We start from the raw sequence: 17,162 nt of genomic DNA, 5'->3' as shown, positions 1-17,162 counted from the left end.
CGTAAAGAGATAGTTAAGTAACTTTTAAACAAATAAGATACTAAACTATCTTTTCCAGAAAAAGATACTATACTATCCTTATATCCATAAAAGATAGTTTACTAACCTCCATGAAAACCTTGAACGAACTCTCTGCCATCCTGCGCCAAGCCAAGGACCGGCTGGCCTTGCCGGTCATTGCCATGAGCCGTGACAGCGGCCTGACGACGGTGACGATACGCGGTGTCCTGGCCGGCAAGAACGACCCTCGCCTCAGCACCTTGATGACGATTGCCGATCAGCTGGGACTGGAACTGATGCTGCTGCCCAAGGCCGTGGCGTCTTCGATTGCCGCAAATGCGCCCGCCGAGGAAGAAGTGCAAAGCCTGGTGGCTGCGGCGCTGGCGCGGCAGGGAGCGCGCCGATGAACCTGAGCGCACTGGATATCTTCGTGGCAGAGCGCCTGGCGGGCGTCCTGTTTCAGTACGGCGACATGGTGCGTTTCCAGGTCGACCCGGCCTATGCACAAGACCCGCAGCGGCCAACCTTGTCGCTTTCCATGCGCGCCGCCACGCCGCAGCAGGACATGGCCTTGCTGCTCAACCCTCTGGCGGCGATGTTCAACTCGCCAGGCCAGATGCGGCTGCCCGCCTTCTTCCAGAACCTGTTGCCGGAAGGCGTATTGCGCAAGCAGATCGCGTTCGAGCGCAAATGCGCGGAAGACGACCATTTCGAGCTGCTGGCAGCCTGCGGCCGCGACTTGCCGGGCGCCGTCAAGGCTATCCCGACCAGACTGACGCGGGCGATGATGACGCGCCTCGTGACGCAAGGCAAGGAAGCCATCGAAGAAAGCGTGATCGCCGCGCCGCTGGTGGACGGCGTCTCGATCTCCGGCATGCAGCCGAAACTGGCCCTGATCCTGGAAGGCGGCAGGTATGTCAGCCGCACCCGCCACAAAGACGCTCACATCATCGGCAAGCTGCCCACCGCGCAATACGACCGCCTGCCGGAAGTCGAACACCTGTCGCTGCAGCTGGCGCAAGCCGCCGGCGTAACCGTATGCAGCGCCAGCCTGCAACCGCTGGCCGCGATCATGGCCGAGCATCCGCATGCGGCGGAAGAGCAGCAGCAATTCCTGGCCGTGCGGCGCTTCGACCGCGACCAGCCGGGCCGCCTCCATGTCGAAGATTTTTGCCAGATACTGGCGGTCGATCCTGACAAAAAATATACGGGCGCCAGCTATGCCGACATGGCGCTGGTGATGCAAGCCGTGCCGGGACTGGGCGAAGCTGCCTGCCATGAGCTGCTGCGCCGCATCGCCGTCAACGAACTGATCGGCAATTACGACGCCCACCTGAAAAATTTCGGCGTCCGCTACCTGGCCGACGGCAGCATCGAATTCTCGCCGGCCTACGACGTCGTGGCGTACAGCGTGTACCTGAACGGCAGCGGCCATGCCCTCAAGTTTGCCGAAGGCCAGGCCAAGCGCTCATTCCTGTCGCCGCTTACCTTGCGCGCCTTCGCCAACCGCAGCGGCCTGCTGGAGCCGCCGCTGCGCCACGTCATCGGCGAGGTCTGCAAAAAAGCCCTGGCGGCGTGGCCGGACCTGATTGCCGCCAGCCAGTTGCTGCCGCACCAGAAAACCAGGCTGACCGACTACTTCATGAACCGCGGCATCATCGCCGGCTTGCGTGCAAGGCAGGCCAGGCAGAGCGCAAAAGCCGCAGCCGGTTAGTGCCTCGCGCCATCGATGCAAAAACGCCCGCCATGCAAAAAAATGGCCGGAATCCGCTAATATCACACCCTTTCCCCGTTTAAGGACAAGCAATGCCAGCAACCGCAGACCAAGCCCAGCCAGGAATCCTCGAAGCACTCGCGCCACTCGGCCGCTCACTTACATTCCGCCTTGGCGGCCACAGCCCGCAAGCCGCGCTGGCGCGGCTGCGCGAAGTTTTTGCGGCGGACTGGGGCGTGGTCGGACTGGGCGCGCCCCTGGTCCAGGCGCTGGAGCAGCATGTCGGCGGCCTGCGTCCGTTTCCGGCGCTTGAAGGACAGGGCTGCGCGGCGCCGTCGACCCAGCAGGCCATGTGGATCCTGCTGCGCGGCAGCGACCGCAGCAGCCTGTTCGAACGCACCGCGCAACTGGTTGCGCTGCTGGGCGACGAATTGGTATTGGAAGACGCGCTGGATACTTTCCGCTATCGCGACAGCCGCGACCTGACCGGCTACGAAGACGGCACCGAAAACCCCAAGGCGGCGGCAGCCATCGCCGCCGCGCTGGTAGCGGACGGCGCGGGACGCCAGGGCTCGAGCTTTGTCGCGGTACAGCGCTGGATCCACGACCTGCCGCGTTTCCGCGGCTTCCCCGCCGCGCAGCGCGATGCCACCATCGGCCGCCAGATCGCCGACAACGAGGAAATCGAAGATGCGCCGGAGTCGGCCCACGCCAAACGCACCGCGCAGGAAAGTTTTACACCCGAGGCATACATGGTGCGCCACTCCATGCCATGGGACAACGGCTTGCAGCAAGGGACCGAATTCATCGCCTACGGCGAATCCAGCGACCGCTTCGAAAACGTCTTGCGCCGCATGCTGGGCCATGAAGACGGCATCGTCGACGCCCTGTTCAGTTTTTCGCGCCCGGTCACCGGCGGCTACTACTGGTGCCCGCCGCTGCAGGACGGCCGCCTCGACCTGTCCAGCATCGGCATCTGAGCCGGGGCCAGCATGACTGCCATCCAGCTCTCCGTTCCTGCCGCGCGCGCTCTGCAACTGGCGGCCCAGGGATTGCTCAGTCCGGTGCGCAAGAAAGCCGTCAAGCAAGACGTGCTGGCCGCCATCCGGCAAATGGGCGTGCTGCAGATAGACACTATCCACGTGGTGGCGCGCAGCCCCTACCTGGTGTTGTGGAGCCGGCTAGGCAATTACCAGCCGTGCTGGCTGGACGAGTTGCTGGAGGAACGCCGGCTGTTCGAATACTGGGCGCATGAAGCCAGTTTCCTGCCGATCGAGGATTACGGCCTGTACCGGCACCGCATGATCGACCCCGGCTCCATGGGCTGGAAGTATTCGGCCAAATGGATGGAAGAGCATGGCGCCACCATAGAGCTGCTGCTGCAGCATATCCGCCAGCACGGCCCGGTGCGTTCGGCCGATTTCAAGCGTACCGACGGCAAGGGCGGCGGCTGGTGGGAATGGAAACCGGAGAAGCGTTCGCTCGAAGTGCTGTTCACGGCCGGCCGCCTGATGATCGCCAAGCGCCACAATTTCCATCGCATCTACGATCTCGCCGAGCGCATCTTGCCGGATTGGGACGATGCCCGCATGCCCTCCACCGCGGAAACCCAGCGCACCCTGCTGCTCAAGGCGGTGCAAGCGATGGGGATAGCGAAAGCGAGCTGGATCGGCGACTACTTCCGCACCGCCAAGAGCCGCCCCAGCCCCGACCCCGAGATCCTGGCCGACGATGGCAGCCTGCTGCGGGCGACGGTGGACGGCTGGCAGCAGCCGCTGTATATCCATCCGGCGCATCGCGAACTGGCGCTGGCCGCCGCCGGCGGCTTGCTGAAACCCAGCGCCACCAGCCTGCTCTCGCCTTTCGATCCGCTGGTATGGGACCGCAAGCGGGCGCTGGAACTGTTCGATTTCGATTACCGGCTTGAGTGTTACACGCCGGAAGCCAAGCGCAGCTACGGTTATTTCACGCTGCCCATCCTGCATCGCGGCGCGCTGGCGGGACGGCTCGACGCCAAGGCGCACCGCAGCCAGGGCGTGTTCCAGGTCAAGGCGCTGTACCTGGAGCCCGGCACCCGCACCAGCCAGAGATTCGTGACCGAACTGGCGGCGACACTGCGGCGTTTTGCCGCCTGGCACGGCACGCCGCAGGTGGCCATCGACCAATGCACGCCTAGGGCCTTCCGCTCCATGCTCAAGGCAGCGCTGGCTTAGGGCCTTGCTGCCGATAGGCCCTAGCCGGCGTTCAGCAGGTTCCTGTCGACGCCTATGCCAAAAGCGCGTGGCCGCCCGATGCCGTAACCCTGGGCGAAATCGACGCCGATCTCGGTCAGCGTGCCGATAATCCGTTCATTGACGGCAAATTCGGCAATCGTCTGTTTCCCCATCAAATGGCCGATCTTGTTGATTGCCTCCACCATCGCATAATCGGTCGGGCTGTTCATCATGTCTTTGACAAAACCGCCGTCGATCTTGATGAAATCGACCGGCAGGTTCTTCAGGTAGGCAAAGGACGACATGCCGGCGCCGAAATCGTCCAGCGCAAAACGATAACCCACGCTCCTCAGTTCCTGGATAAAGTGCGCGGCTTTGGCAAAATTGGCGATCGCGCTGGTCTCGGTAATCTCAAAACAGATGATCTGCGGCGCGATGCCGTATTTGACGTGCTGTTCCTGCACGAAATTGAGGAAATTGCTGTCGCCTATGCTGGTGCCGGAAAGGTTGATGGCGCAGGTCTGGATTTCCCGGCCGCGCCCTTGCTGGCGCATTTTGGCCAGGGTGGCGAATACCGTCGAGACCACCCAGCGATCGATGGCCGGCATCAGGTTGTAGCGTTCCGCGGCAGGAATGAACACCATCGGCAGCACCAGGTTGTCGTCCTTGTCCAGCATCCGCAGCAGAATCTCGAAATGCGCGCCGTGGCTGGGAGGCTTGCCCAACGCGGCGATTTCCTGCGAGAACAGGCAGAACCGCCCATGCGTGAGCGCCTCGTTGATACGGGTAATCCACTCCATCTCGCCATGCCGTATCGACAGTTCGCTGTCGTCCAGCCGATACTCGTGCACCCGGTTGCGGCCTTTCTCCTTGGCCAGGTAGCAGGCGGCGTCAACCGCGCTCATGATCTGGCCCAGCGTATGCATTTCGCCCGCCAGGTTGATCAGGCCGATGCTGACGCCGATGGTGAACGGCTTGTTGGTCCACACAAACTGGAAGTCGGCGACGGTCTGCCGCAGTCCTTCGGCGATCCGCAGCGAATGCTCGACCGGGCAATTCTCCAGCAAGACGCCGAATTCGTCCCCGCCCAGGCGCGCAATGGTGTCGGTATCGCGCAGGCGCTGTTTCAGCAAGACGCTGACCTGCCGGATCAGCTCATCGCCGGCGGCATGGCCGCAGGTGTCGTTGACCACCTTGAACTGGTCCAGGTCCAGGTACAGCACCGCATGCAGGCGCTGCTGGTCGCGCGAGGTAATCATCGCCACCGTCAGGCGCCGTTCGAACTCGCGCCGGTTGATGAGCCCGGTCAGTTCGTCGTGGCTGGCCTGGTACGACAGCTGGGCCGCATATTCGCGGTCCTTGCTGACATCGTGCAGCACCAGCACCGTGCCGATGGTTTCGCCGCTCAGGTTGCGGATCGGCTCGGCCGACAGGTTAACCGCGACTTCGCTGCCGTCGTCGCAGACCAGCAGCAGGTTGGAAGCCCTGTCGACGGGCATGCTGTTGTCGAGGATCTGGGGAATCAGGTCGGGAATCCGGTTGCCCGAGCTTTCGCCCACCACGTTGAGGATTTTTTCCAGCGGCAAGCCGCGCGCCGAGGCCAGCGTCCAGCGAGTCAGGATTTCCGCCGTCGGGTTCAGGTACTCGACCAGGCCGTCGGTGCTGAGCGTAATCACCGCCTCGCCGATCGACTCCAGCGTCACCTGGGCGCGCTCCTTGGCGGCATACAGCTGTTCTTCGGAGCGCTTGCGGGCGGTGATGTCGGTAAACGAGCCGGCCATGCGCACCGGCTCCCCCGCTGCATTGCTGGTGGATTGCGCGCACGAACGCACCCAGCGCAATTCTCCTCCCTTGGTGACAATCCGGAATTCGATGTCGCACGGCGAATTGTCGTGCAGGTGCGAAGTCAGTTTGGCGCGTACCGCATCCAGGTCGGAAGGATAGATGCAGTTAAGGAACTGCAGCGGCGTCGGCTCGTCGTCTTCCAGGGAATAACCTAGCAATTCCTTCAGGCGCGGGGAATAGTAGATATTGTCAGCCTCGATGTCCCAGTCCCACAGGCCGTCGTTACTGCCCAGCATCGCCAGCTGCAGCCGCTCCTGGCTGACTTTCAGCGCTTCTTCGAACTGGTCGCTCTTGGTCAGGATATAGCGGGAAATCCAGCTGCCGAAAACCATCAGCCCGACGGCGATGGCCAGCGTCGCAAACAGCAGCAGGCGCTGGACCTCGCGCGACGATTCGCCCAGGCTGGCTGAAAAGCGCAATTCGAGGGGCGTCAATTCCGCGTCTATCTCGCGGATGCGGGCGACGCTGGCGATCATCGCCTGTGGATCGGGGTTGCCGGCATTGATCGCCGCGTGCAGGCGGTCGGCTTCCGTGCTCAGCTCCTGGATCAGCTTGTCGCCGATCTTCCAGTTCGCGACCGGTTCCCGCAGCAGGCTGAAATTCTTGAAGTTGCGGTACAGGCTGACGATGCCGTCAATGTCGTCGGGGTGATTGCCGCCGTCGAGGAACCCCTGGCGCACCACTTGCAGGTCGGGATCGGCTTTATCCAGCTCGTCCCTGGCGCGCCGGTCGCCGATCGGCACCGCCAGCGCCTTCAGCACCTTCTGGTAGTCGAGGTCGGCATGCGTCACCGTATATTGGTTCAGGTGGAATACCGCCTCCTTCTGCGCCTTCGACCATAGGCTCTCGCCGCCGACAAAAGCGCGCACCGAAGACAGGATATTCATGCTGAACGCCAGCAGCCCCACCATCAAGGCGACGATCGCCAGGAAAGGCAAGACCACCTTGACCCAGCGCATGCCGCCGTCCATGGTGAAAAATTTCTTCAATCGCTGCATCACAAAACCTCACTGATAAAAACAGCACAGTCAGAAAGCTTTAGCGGAATTGCAGGAAATTGCGAAAAACAACACTACTTGAAACCGGCGCCCGAATGGCCCATCATACGGCCAATAGTTTCCTATTAGCAAGTTCATTAGCAACAGATAAAAAAACAGATAAAACAATGCGCGGCTTGCAGCCGGAAAGCCGCCGCGGGCCGGCCATCTGAAGGTGCTGGGATAACCACGGGCGGGGCTTGCCGCGGGCCGGGAAATCGTACCGCAGGCCCAGTGCAAAATTGTCTGAACGTTACCGATACCAGCCGTGCTACCATCGCCGCCTTGCTGTCTTTCTCCTGTCTTTTTTACTTGCCTCATCCATGACCCAGTCTTTGCTCGTCGATACCGCGGCTGCCAGCGATTTTTCAGCCCATCCAGACATTTTGCAGGGGCCGCTGCGGCCCGAGCTGATACGGGACGAGGTGCTGGCAGACCTGCTCGAAGCCACTGCCGCGCGCCTGCCGGACCAGGTCGCCATGGTGTTCGGCGAACGCCGGCTGACTTACCGGGAACTCAACCAATACGCAGACCTGGTCGCTTCGCGCCTGATCGCGGCGGGCGTCGGCCCGGGCCAGATCGTCGGCCTTTGGCTGCCGCGCGGGATCGACCTGCTGGTGATGCAGGCCGGCATTGCCAAGAGCGGGGCCGCCTGGCTGCCGCTGGATGCGGATACGCCACCGGACCGGATCGCCGTCTGCCTGGAGGACGCGCAAGCGCCGGGCATCGTCAGCTGCCAGCAATTCGCGCCGCGCCTGGACCAAGGCCATTGCCAGGTCTGGACCGCCGAACAGCTGCTGGCGCCCTCCGAGGCGCCGCTGCTGCGGCGCCAGCAGGTGCGGCGCAGCGACCCGGCTTATGTCATCTATACCTCCGGTTCGACCGGCAAACCGAAGGGCATCGCCATCACCCAAGGCGCCATCTGCCATTTCCTGCGCAGTGAAAACGCGGTGTTGGGCGTCGCCGCCAGCGACCGCGTCTACCAGGGCTTTTCGGTAGCCTTCGACATGTCGTTTGAAGAAATCTGGATCAGCTACCTGGCCGGCGCCACGCTCTGGATCGCCCCCAAGGAACTGACCTCGGACCCGGAAGCCTTGCCGCTCGCGCTGGCGGCGCATGGCGTCACCGTATTGCACGCGGTGCCGACCCTGCTGGCCCTGTTCAACCAGGATGTGCCAAGCCTGCGCATCATCAACCTGGGCGGCGAAATGTGCCCCGAGGCGCTGGTCAGCCGCTGGGCCAAGCCGGAATCGGGCCGACATATCTTCAATACCTACGGCCCGACCGAAGCGACGGTATCGGCCAGCCTGGCCGAGCTGCGCGCCAACGAAGTCGTGACCATAGGCCGGCCCTTGCCCAATTACGGTTTGCTGGTGATTAAGGTGGTAACTGAGCCGGCGCTGGAAAACGGTTTGCGCCTGCTGCCGCGCGGCGAAACCGGCGAATTGTGCATTACCGGCCCCGGCGTTGCCGAAGGCTATCTGGGGCGCCCGGAACTGACCGCCGAGAAATTCCTGGCCAATCCCTGGGCCAGCGGCGAACATGACTGCCGCCTGTACCGCACCGGCGACCTGGCCCGGATCGAGGCCGACGGCCGGGTCCAATGCCTGGGCCGTACCGACGACCAGGTAAAGATCCGCGGCTTTCGCGTCGAATTGGGTGAAATCGAGGAAGTATTGGCGCGCCAGCCGGGAGTCGGCACGGTGGCGGTCATATTGCGCCAGGAAGACGGCATCGACCAGCTGATCGCCTTCATCGTCGCCGAAAGCGGCACGGAAATCGTCCCCGCGGCGCTGCGCGGCGCCCTGGCCGAACGGCTGCCGCCCTACATGGTGCCAGGCTTCTTCGAAGCGATGCAGGAGATGCCGCGCCTGACATCCGGCAAGATCGACCGCAAGGCGCTGAAAGCCCGGCCGCTGGCGGCAATCAGCGCCGGCGGCCTTGATTCCGACGTCCCTGAAACGCCGGCCGAAGTTGCCTTGTTCACGGCGCTCAACAAACTGTTCCCCGGCCAGCCTATCCAGCGCAGCGCCGATTTCTTCAACGACCTCGGCGGCCATTCGCTGTTCGCGGCAAAACTTGCCTCCGCCCTGCGCGCCAACCCCGATTTTGCCCACGTGACGGTGCGCGACATTTACATGAACCGCACCGTAGGGCGCATCGCCCAGGTGCTGGCCGTGGCGCCGGCGGCCGGCATCGAGGTCGATACCAGCTGGAGCGCGCCGTCGGACCTGAAGCGCTGGCTGTGCGGCGCTGCCCAGGCTGCCGCCGTGCCGTGGCTGGTGGCGATGCGCATGATGCAATGGCTGGCGCCGTTTTTCACCTATCACTTTTTCACCGGCGACCCGGGCGATTCGATTGCCCTGGCAATCGTGGTGTCGGTAGGCGTATTCCTGCTGGCCACCCTGTTTGAGTTCGCCATTGCGATCGCCGCCAAATGGCTGATCGCGGGACGCCTGAAAGCCGGCCGCTATCCGCTCTGGGGCCTGACTTATTACCGCTGGTGGCTGGCGGACCGCCTGATCGAGGCGGCGCCGGCCTACCTGCTGAGCGGCTCGACCTTGTACAGCTGGTGGCTGCGGGCGCTGGGTGCGCGCATCGGATCGGAAGTCATCATCGGCTCCATGACCTTGCGCGCGCACGACCTGCTTACCATAGAGGACGGCGTGAGCATCGGCAATGCCGTCAACTTTGAAAACGCCCGCGTCGAGCATGGCGAGCTGTGGCTAGGGCCGATCACGCTACAGCGTGAAAGCTGCATCGGTTCCTATGTCGTCATGGAAGGCAACACGAATGTCGGCGCCTTCGGCCATGTGGAAGGCCAGAGCGCCATCAGCGAAGGCCAGGCGGTGCCGGCCGGCCGCATCTGGACCGGCTCCCCGGCGCGCGACGCCGGCGCTTTCGACCAGGCATCCAAACCGCCGCGGCCGCCGGTTACGCGCAGGCGCCAGCTGGGTGAGTCGATATTTTTCCTGTTCGGCGCCTTCCTGATTACCACCCTGTTCTTCATGCCGGTGTTCCCCAGCTTCATCCTGATCGACTGGCTCGACGATACCGATCGTTTCCCCTGGCTGCAAAGCAACGGCAATGTGCCGTTCCAGCTGTCCAAATATTTCGTCATGGCGTTCCCCGCCACTGCGGTGCTGATCGTGTGCACCGCCCTGCTCTCGGCCGGCATCCGCTGGAGCCTGCTGCCGCGCATGCGGGCCGGCAGCTGGCCGGTGCGCAGCAATATCTATTGCAGCAAATGGCTGGTCAACCAGATCCAGGAATCCAGCCTGAGCGTCTTGCATGGCGTCTACGCCACTGTCTACGCGCCCTACTGGTACCGCCTGCTGGGCGCAAAGGTGGGCCGCCATGCCGAGATTTCGACGGCGCTGGGCGTGGTGCCTGACATGCTGACCCTGGGCGACGATACCTTTATCGCCGATGCCGTATTGCTCGGCGACGAACAGATCGACGGCGGCTGGATGACCATGAAGCCGACCGTGATCTCGCGCCGCAGCTTCGTCGGCAACGGCGCTTACGTGCCGGACGGCAGCATCCTGCCGGAAAACGTCTTGATCGGCGTCCACTCGCGTACACCGGACAACGACCGCATGCGCCCGGGCGACACCTGGCTCGGTTCGCCGCCGATCAACCTGCCGGCGCGCGAGCAGACCAGCGGTTTCCCGGAACACCTGACGTTCCGTCCATCGCGCCGGCGCCGCCTGGGTCGCTCGCTGGTGGAAGGCTTCCGGATCGTTTCGCCGCATGCGATCGTGATCGCGGTCGGCTATACCGTGGTGCTGAACCTGATGCCGCTGGCCGGCGCCGGCCAATGGGGCGAGGTGATTTCCTTGCTCACCAGCGCCGGCCTGCTGTACGGCATCGGCACCTTCATCTTCATCGCCGCCCTCAAGTGGCTGCTGATCGGGCGCTACAAGAAATGCAGCGTGCCCATGTGGACGCGGTTCGTCTGGCTGTCGGAGGGCGTCACCAACCTGTATGAAGGGATCGCGATACCCAACTTCATGAACTATCTGCGCGGCACGCCGTGGCTGCCGCTGGCCTTGAACCTGCTGGGCTGCCATATCGGGCGCGGGGTGTACATGAATACCACCGACATCACCGAGTTCGACTGCGTCACCATCGGCGACTACAGCGAACTGAACGCCCAGGCTTGTCCGCAGACCCACCTGTTCGAAGACCGGGTCATGAAGATCGACCACGTCCACATCGGCAGCCGGGTCTACATGGGGCCGCGCAGCTTTGTGCTGTATAGCGCGACCGTCAATGACAACGCCAAGCTGGGCGCGCTGACGCTGGTGATGAAAGGCGAATCGATCCCGGCAGGCACCAACTGGCGCGGCTGCCCGGCGGCGCCGGCAAAAAACTGAAAGGCGGCAGGGTTTCATCGTTGACAGCCGCGGCCGGGAGACTCATCAGCCTGGTCGCATTTTCTGCTGCCGACGCTGGATGGAACCAAGCAAAATTGGGCCAGAAAAGAAAAAAACCGCATAAACATTGATGTTTATGCGGTTTCTCTTTACTTCCAACACCAGTTACCTGGTGCCCACGGAGGGACTCGAACCCCCACACCTTGCGGCACATGGACCTGAACCATGCGCGTCTACCAATTCCGCCACGTGGGCCGTAATGCGAAGCCCCGTAAGACTCACTGCAATTCCGAAGACAGAATAATACGTGCATTTGATAGCTTCGGTCAATCGGAGTTTGCGATTTTTATGCAATTATTTACTACCCTTCATAGACGACGCCCCAAACCGGCACCGGATCAACGCTGCAACATCCATTCATGGGCGGGATCGTTCTTGAAATGCCATTCGCGCCTGGGACCTGCCATCACGTTCAGGTAATAGCTGTCGTAGCCGTGCGGCGCCACTACCGGGTGATATCCGCGCGGCACCATGACCACGTCGTGGTTTTCCACCGCCATCGATTCATCCAGCGAACGATCGTCGGTGTACACGCGCTGGAACGCAAAACCCTGCGGCGGATTGAGGCGGTGGTAATAGGTCTCTTCGAGCGAACTCTCTTGCGGCAGGTTATCGGTATCGTGCTTGTGCGGCGGGTAACTTGAAGAATGGCCGCCGGGCGTCACGACTTCCACCACCAGCAAATGATCGGCCGGTTCAGTCTGCGGCAGGATGTCGCAGACATAACGGGTATTGCTGCCCTGCCCGCGCACCGAACGCTTGGCCATGCCGGGTTCGATCAGGCGCGCTGCCAGGCTGCCATGGCCGGGGGCGCTGCAAACCGCAATTTCGGCATCGCCATGGGCGCTGATGGTGACCGCATGGCTATGCGGCACATACACCGCATACGGCGAACTTTGGTCAAACACGCTTTGCCGTTCGCCGATTTCTTTCCATGCGTGGTCGCCGGCCTGCACGCTGACCACGCCGCGCAGCACCACGATGCACACCTCGCGCTCGGCGGTATCGAAGCGGATCCGTTCAGCAGCCGCCAGCCGATAGGCGGCAAAGCCGACAAAACGCCAGTTGGCCGATTGCGGCGTGACGCTGACGATTTCGCGCCCCTGCGCCTGGCCTTTGACAAGCAAGCTCATGCTGCCTCCTTCTCGTTGCCGATGGCTTGCACCAGCCCTGCCAGGTGGCGGTAGCCCATTTCGGCATATTGATAGCTCGGGGCGACGGCCGGATCCTGCTCTGCCTCGACCACCAGCCAGCCGGCGTAGCCATGGCGATGCAGCAGGCGCAGCAGGCCGCCGAAATCGATGGCGCCGTCGCCCGGCACCGTAAACGCGCCGTTGATCACGGCCTGCAGGAAACTCCAGTTGCCGTTGCGCGCCATCTTCACCACTGCCGGCCGCACATCCTTGCAGTGGACGTGGCAGACGCGCTTGATATGCTGTTCCAGCACCTGCAAGGGATCGCCGCCGGCAAAGGTGATATGGCCGCTGTCGAACAGCAGGCCGACTTCGTCGCCGGTCAGCGCCATCAGGCGTTCGACATCGGCCGGCGTTTCGACGTAAGCGCCCATGTGATGGTGGTACGCCAGGCGCACGCCGTGCGACAAGGTAAAGCGCGCAAACGCCGTCAGCCGTTCAGCGTATTGCTGCCACTCCAGGTCGGTCAGGAAACGCGGCCGCTTGTACAGGGGATCCGGCCGGCCCTGGATGGCGTTGGCGACCTCGCCGTACACCATCACCTTGGAGCCGTTTTCCGCCAGCAGCCGCAGGTGCGGGCCGACGGCGGCGATTTCATCCTCGACCGAACCGGTCGCCAGGCGGCCGGAATACCAGCCCGAAATGCATTCCAGCCGGTATTTGCCGAGCACGGCCGCCAGCGCCGCCGGTTCCTTGGGAAACTTGTTGCCCAGCTCGAAGCCGCGATAACCGATCTGGGCGCCTTCCGCCAGCGCCGTCTCCAGCGCCGTCTCGCCGCCCAGCGACGGCAGGTCGTCGTTCATCCAGGAAATCGGGTTGATGCCGATCTTTACGTTAAATGTCATGGTTTCTCTCGCTGCATTACATTATTAACACTCACTCTATTAAGCCTCACACTTTTTGGCTATGGCGCGCTTGTTCGTATTCGGCCCGCGCGGCCTGCACCTGCGGCCGCTCGGATACCTCCGGCACCGCCACTTCCCACCAGCAGCCGCCATCTTCGGTTGTACGCGCGGGGTCGGTATCGATGCATACCAGGTAGGTACGGTCGGCGGCGCGCGCCCGTTGCAGCGCCGCTTCCAGCTGGGCGATGGTCTTGACGTTTTCCGCCAGCGCGCCAAGCGACCTGGCATGCGCGGCGAAATCGATGGCCGGCGCGCCCTGCGGTCCTTGCAGGCAATCCTCCAGCATGTTGTTGAACGGCGCGCCGCCGCAAGCCTGCTGCAGGCGATTGATGCAGCCGTAGCCGCGGTTGTCCAGCACCACGATGATCAGTTTCTTGTCCAGCATGACTGACGTGGCGATCTCCGAATTCATCATCAGGTAGCTGCCGTCGCCCACCATCACGATCACGTCGCGGTCCGGCTGCGCCAGCTTGACGCCGAGCGCGCCGGCAATCTCGTAGCCCATGCACGAATAGCCATATTCGACGTGATAGCCGCCCGGAGTCGAGGTGCGCCACAGCTTGTGCAGCTCGGCCGGCAAGGTGCCGGCGGCGCACACCACGATGTCGTGCACGGTCGAGTCGATGCTGGAACGCTGCACCGCGCCGATCACTTCGCCGTCATACGGCAAGGCCGGCGCTTCTATTTCCCGTTGGCCGGTGATCTTGTCGACCGTGGCGCGCCAGCTGTTGGCCTGTTCCAGCGCCAGTGCATGCCAACCAGTGCCGGAACGCCAGTCCTGCAAGCCTTGCGACAAGGCAGCCAGCCCCAGCCGGGCGTCGGACAGCATCGGCGTCCCTTGCCATTTCATGGCATCGACCGCATTGACGTTGATGCTCAACAGTTTTGCCTGGCCGAACAGGGAATGCGAACCGGTTGTAAAATCCTGCAGCCGGGTACCGACCGCAATCACTACGTCGGCCTTCTGCGCCAGGGCATTGGCAGCCGGCGAACCGGTTACGCCAAGCGCGCCCAGCTGCAGGGGATGGCGCCAGGCCAAGGCGCTTTTGCCGGCCTGGGTTTCCGCCACCGGCACCGCATGTTTTTCAGCAAACGCACGCAACGCTTCGGTGGCTTCGCCATACAGCACGCCGCCGCCGGCCACGATCAAAGGCTGCCGGGCGTTTTTCAGCAAGGCCAGCGCCTCCTGCAGCTCGTCTGCCGCTGGTCCGCGGGCGCGGAACCTTACTGTCTGCGGCGAAAAAAACTCGACCGGATAGTCGTAAGCCATGGCCTGCACGTCTTGCGGCAACGCCAGCGTCACCGGGCCGCACTCGGCGGCGTCGGTCAGCACCTGGATCGCGCGCGGCAAGGCCGTCAGCAACTGCTCCGGATAACAGATGCGGTCAAAATAACGCGACAGGGGCTTGAACGCATCGTTGGCAGACACGCCGCCGTCCTGGAAATTTTCCACCTGCTGCAGCACCGGATCAGGCCGCCGCGAAACGAAGATATCGCCCGGCAGCAGCAGCACCGGCAAACGGTTCACATGGGCTAGCGCCGCCGCTGTCAACAGGTTGGTGGCGCCCGGCCCGATCGAGCTGGTGACCGCCATCATGCGCCGTCGCATGTTGGTCTTTGCATAGGCGATGGCAGCATGGGCCATGGCCTGTTCGTTATGCGCGCGATAGGTCGGCAACTGCTCCCGATGCTGGTACAGGGCCTCGCCGAGGCCGGCCACGTTGCCATGGCCGAAGATGGCAAAGACGCCGCCGAACAACGGCGCCTGGCCGTCCGCCGTATCGACCCGCAAGGCGGCCAGGTAGCGCACCAGCGCTTGCGCCATGGTCAGGCGTATGGTTTTTGCATTCATGCTGCGCGCTCCGCTGCCGGTTCTTCGCTGCGGCTGGCTTGCCAGACGCCGATGAGTTTCTCGAAAGTCGTCCTTACCTGGCGGATCAAGGCGGCGTCGTCTATTTGCCCTTGCAGCCACAGCTTGGACGGTTCATGGAAAATCGTCCGCCCTACCATGAAACCGCGGCAGGTCTTGCTGTGCCGCGAGGCACGGAAACCCGCGGCCAGTTCTTCTACCGGCGCCGCCAGTCCCAGCAGCACCACGCCGCGGCAATAGGGATCGCGCTCGGCAATCAGGCCGTCGATCGCCTGCCACTGCTGGGCCGACATCGATTCCAGTTTCCACCATTCAGGATAAATTCCCAGGTTGTACAGGCGCTTGATGCCGCGCAGCACGGTATCCTCAGCCTTCGGCAAATCCTTGGGCGGGATGATTTCCAGCAGCAGCTCATGGCCGCTGACCTGCACCGCGTCATACAAGCCGCGGATCTGCGCTTCCTGCTCCAGGCGCTTTTCTACCGCATCGTCCGGATGAAACTGCACCAGGCACTTGACCACATGTTCCTTGGGCCAGCTCAGCAGATGCGAACCAATCGAACGGCCGTAGTCGAATTCCAGCGGATTCGAAAGCGGCAGTTCGACTGTGCGGCCGATCCACCAGCCGCGTCCGGTCGCCGCATTCAGCGCATCCTGGCCATACCGGTCATCGGCCAATATGCCGATCTTCCCTTGCAGGCCCAACGCCTGCTCGGTGGCGGCCACGGCCTGCACCAGCAGCTGCTTGAGCTGCGGCAAGCGCGCTTCGCTGACGCCGAACTCGCCTGACTCGCGCGCCAGCTCAAAGAACTGGTTGCGATGGTCGAAGGCGAATACGTTGACCTCATCCCAGGTTTTGCGCGGCGCCGTGACCCGGTGCAGCCGCTGCAGGTGCGCGTCCTGGTCGGGCCGTTGCATGCGTTCCGCATGATCGAGGAAATAGGCCAGTTCGACCGGCGTCGGCATCGCCGGCGCGCAAGCATGGCGCGACACCACCAGGGCGCCGCAGGCATTGGCGTAACGGCAGCAGCTTTCATCGCCTTCGCCGTTCAGCCAGCCCTTCAGGAATCCCGACAGGAAAGCATCGCCGGCGCCCAGCACATTGAGCACCTCGACTTGCACGCCCTTGTAGTTGAAACCTTCATCCAGCGAGCTGGGAATGGCGCCATGGATCACGGCGCATCCTAGCGGGCCGCGCTTGACCACCAGCGTTGCCTGGCTCACTGCGCGCACCGCTTGCAAGGAAGCGATGATGTCGCGGCCGCCGCCGGCGATCATGAATTCTTCTTCGGTGCCGACCACCAGGTCGAATTTCGGCAAGATTCCTTGCAGGTGCGCCGTCACGCCGTCGTTGGCGATGAAACGCGTCTCGCCGTCGCCCTTTTGCGTCAGCCCCCACAACACTGGCCGGTAATCGATATCGAGCACCGTGCGGACGTTGTTGCGGCGTGCATATTCCAGCGCCAGGCTGCTGCTGCGGTGCACCTGCTGCGTTGAAAAATGGGTGCCGGTAATCAGCAGCGCCTTGCTGGAGGCGATGAACGCCTCATCAATGTCTTCTTCGGCCAGCGCCATGTCGGCGCAATTGTCCCGGTAGAAAATCAGAGGAAAAGTGTCCTTGTCTTTCAAGCCCAGCATCACCAGCGCGGTCAGCCGCTCCGGATCGACCTTGACCTGGCTGACATCGCAGCCCTCGGCCGCCAGCGCCGCCGTCAGGAACTGGCCGTTATGCTCGTTGCCGACCCGCGCCAGCATCGCCGATTTCAGGCCCAGCCTGGCGCAGCCGAAAGCGATGTTGGCGGAAGACCCGCCCAGGTATTTGGCAAAACTGCTGACATCCGCCAGCGGCGCGCCGATCTGCTGCGCATACAGGTCCACCGCCAGGCGCCCGATGCAAACCACATCGAGCTTGCGCCCTGATGCGAAGGTATTGTTAGTGTTTAGCAT

Annotated in this window: 10 protein-coding genes and 1 tRNA gene; 5 read left to right on the top strand and 6 right to left on the bottom strand. The window is 63.0% G+C overall.

The genetic code is table 11. The annotated features are described in order from the left end of the window. Positions 1 to 119: 119 nt before the first annotated feature. From BM062_RS01920 to BM062_RS01905, 4 genes are all read left to right on the top strand, one after another. A complete protein-coding gene (locus tag BM062_RS01920) occupies positions 120 to 407 on the top strand; it encodes a helix-turn-helix domain-containing protein (protein ID WP_139219966.1) in 288 nt (95 codons plus the stop codon). After that, on the top strand, positions 404 to 1,714 hold the full coding sequence (locus BM062_RS01915; RefSeq protein WP_092392481.1) for a type II toxin-antitoxin system HipA family toxin: 1,311 nt from the start codon (positions 404 to 406) through the stop codon (positions 1,712 to 1,714). The genes BM062_RS01920 and BM062_RS01915 overlap by 4 nt, the downstream gene beginning before the upstream one ends. A 92-nt stretch (positions 1,715 to 1,806) precedes the next feature. After that, positions 1,807 to 2,694, top strand: coding sequence for a Dyp-type peroxidase (locus tag BM062_RS01910; RefSeq protein WP_092392479.1), 888 nt, complete (start codon positions 1,807 to 1,809; stop codon positions 2,692 to 2,694). A 12-nt stretch (positions 2,695 to 2,706) separates the two neighbouring features. Continuing rightward, positions 2,707 to 3,927, top strand: coding sequence for a winged helix-turn-helix domain-containing protein (locus BM062_RS01905; protein WP_092392477.1), 1,221 nt, complete (start codon positions 2,707 to 2,709; stop codon positions 3,925 to 3,927). A gap of 20 nt (positions 3,928 to 3,947) precedes the next feature. Here the strand turns inward: BM062_RS01905 and BM062_RS01900 are convergent, their stop codons facing one another. Next, positions 3,948 to 6,770, bottom strand: coding sequence for an EAL domain-containing protein (locus tag BM062_RS01900; protein WP_092392475.1), 2,823 nt, complete (start codon positions 6,768 to 6,770; stop codon positions 3,948 to 3,950). A gap of 362 nt (positions 6,771 to 7,132) precedes the next feature. On the opposite strand from BM062_RS01900, the gene BM062_RS01895 reads away from it, so the two are divergent. Next, positions 7,133 to 11,188, top strand: coding sequence for a Pls/PosA family non-ribosomal peptide synthetase (locus tag BM062_RS01895; protein WP_092392474.1), 4,056 nt, complete (start codon positions 7,133 to 7,135; stop codon positions 11,186 to 11,188). A 170-nt stretch (positions 11,189 to 11,358) separates the two neighbouring features. On the opposite strand, the gene BM062_RS01890 is transcribed toward BM062_RS01895, so the two are convergent. The 5 genes from BM062_RS01890 to iolC all read right to left on the bottom strand — a co-directional run bounded on the left by BM062_RS01890 (position 11,359) and on the right by iolC (position 17,162). After that, positions 11,359 to 11,443, bottom strand: a tRNA-Leu gene (locus BM062_RS01890). Between the two features lie 143 nt (positions 11,444 to 11,586). Continuing rightward, complete coding sequence (iolB, locus tag BM062_RS01885; protein ID WP_092392472.1) at positions 11,587 to 12,381, bottom strand: 5-deoxy-glucuronate isomerase; 795 nt, start codon at positions 12,379 to 12,381, stop codon at positions 11,587 to 11,589. Then, positions 12,378 to 13,286: a myo-inosose-2 dehydratase gene (gene iolE / locus BM062_RS01880; protein ID WP_092392470.1), complete on the bottom strand. Its 909-nt coding sequence runs from the start codon at positions 13,284 to 13,286 to the stop codon at positions 12,378 to 12,380. Before iolE ends, iolB begins: the two co-directional genes overlap by 4 nt. 46 nt (positions 13,287 to 13,332) lie before the next feature. After that, positions 13,333 to 15,198 carry a 3D-(3,5/4)-trihydroxycyclohexane-1,2-dione acylhydrolase (decyclizing) gene (gene iolD, locus BM062_RS01875; RefSeq protein ID WP_092392468.1) on the bottom strand — a complete coding sequence of 622 codons (1,866 nt, stop codon included), beginning with the start codon at positions 15,196 to 15,198 and terminating at the stop codon, positions 13,333 to 13,335. After that, positions 15,195 to 17,162, bottom strand: a complete 1,968-nt coding sequence (gene iolC, locus BM062_RS01870; protein ID WP_092392466.1) for a bifunctional 5-dehydro-2-deoxygluconokinase/5-dehydro-2-deoxyphosphogluconate aldolase — start codon at positions 17,160 to 17,162, stop codon at positions 15,195 to 15,197. The genes iolD and iolC overlap by 4 nt, the downstream gene beginning before the upstream one ends.

The sequence above is a fragment of the Collimonas sp. OK412 genome, from assembly GCF_900112135.1.
GTDB lineage: Bacteria > Pseudomonadota > Gammaproteobacteria > Burkholderiales > Burkholderiaceae_D > Collimonas > Collimonas rhizosphaerae.
This window is presented reverse-complemented; position numbering and strand designations above follow the sequence as displayed.

Coding starts and splice junctions, on each gene's coding strand:
- iolC (WP_092392466.1), bottom strand. CDS start 17,162: ATGCTAAACACTAACAATACCTTCGCATCAGGGCGCAAGCTCGATGTG.
- BM062_RS01910 (WP_092392479.1), top strand. CDS start 1,807: ATGCCAGCAACCGCAGACCAAGCCCAGCCAGGAATCCTCGAAGCACTC.
- BM062_RS01900 (WP_092392475.1), bottom strand. CDS start 6,770: ATGCAGCGATTGAAGAAATTTTTCACCATGGACGGCGGCATGCGCTGG.
- BM062_RS01905 (WP_092392477.1), top strand. CDS start 2,707: ATGACTGCCATCCAGCTCTCCGTTCCTGCCGCGCGCGCTCTGCAACTG.
- BM062_RS01915 (WP_092392481.1), top strand. CDS start 404: ATGAACCTGAGCGCACTGGATATCTTCGTGGCAGAGCGCCTGGCGGGC.
- iolB (WP_092392472.1), bottom strand. CDS start 12,381: ATGAGCTTGCTTGTCAAAGGCCAGGCGCAGGGGCGCGAAATCGTCAGC.
- iolD (WP_092392468.1), bottom strand. CDS start 15,198: ATGAATGCAAAAACCATACGCCTGACCATGGCGCAAGCGCTGGTGCGC.
- iolE (WP_092392470.1), bottom strand. CDS start 13,286: ATGACATTTAACGTAAAGATCGGCATCAACCCGATTTCCTGGATGAAC.
- BM062_RS01895 (WP_092392474.1), top strand. CDS start 7,133: ATGACCCAGTCTTTGCTCGTCGATACCGCGGCTGCCAGCGATTTTTCA.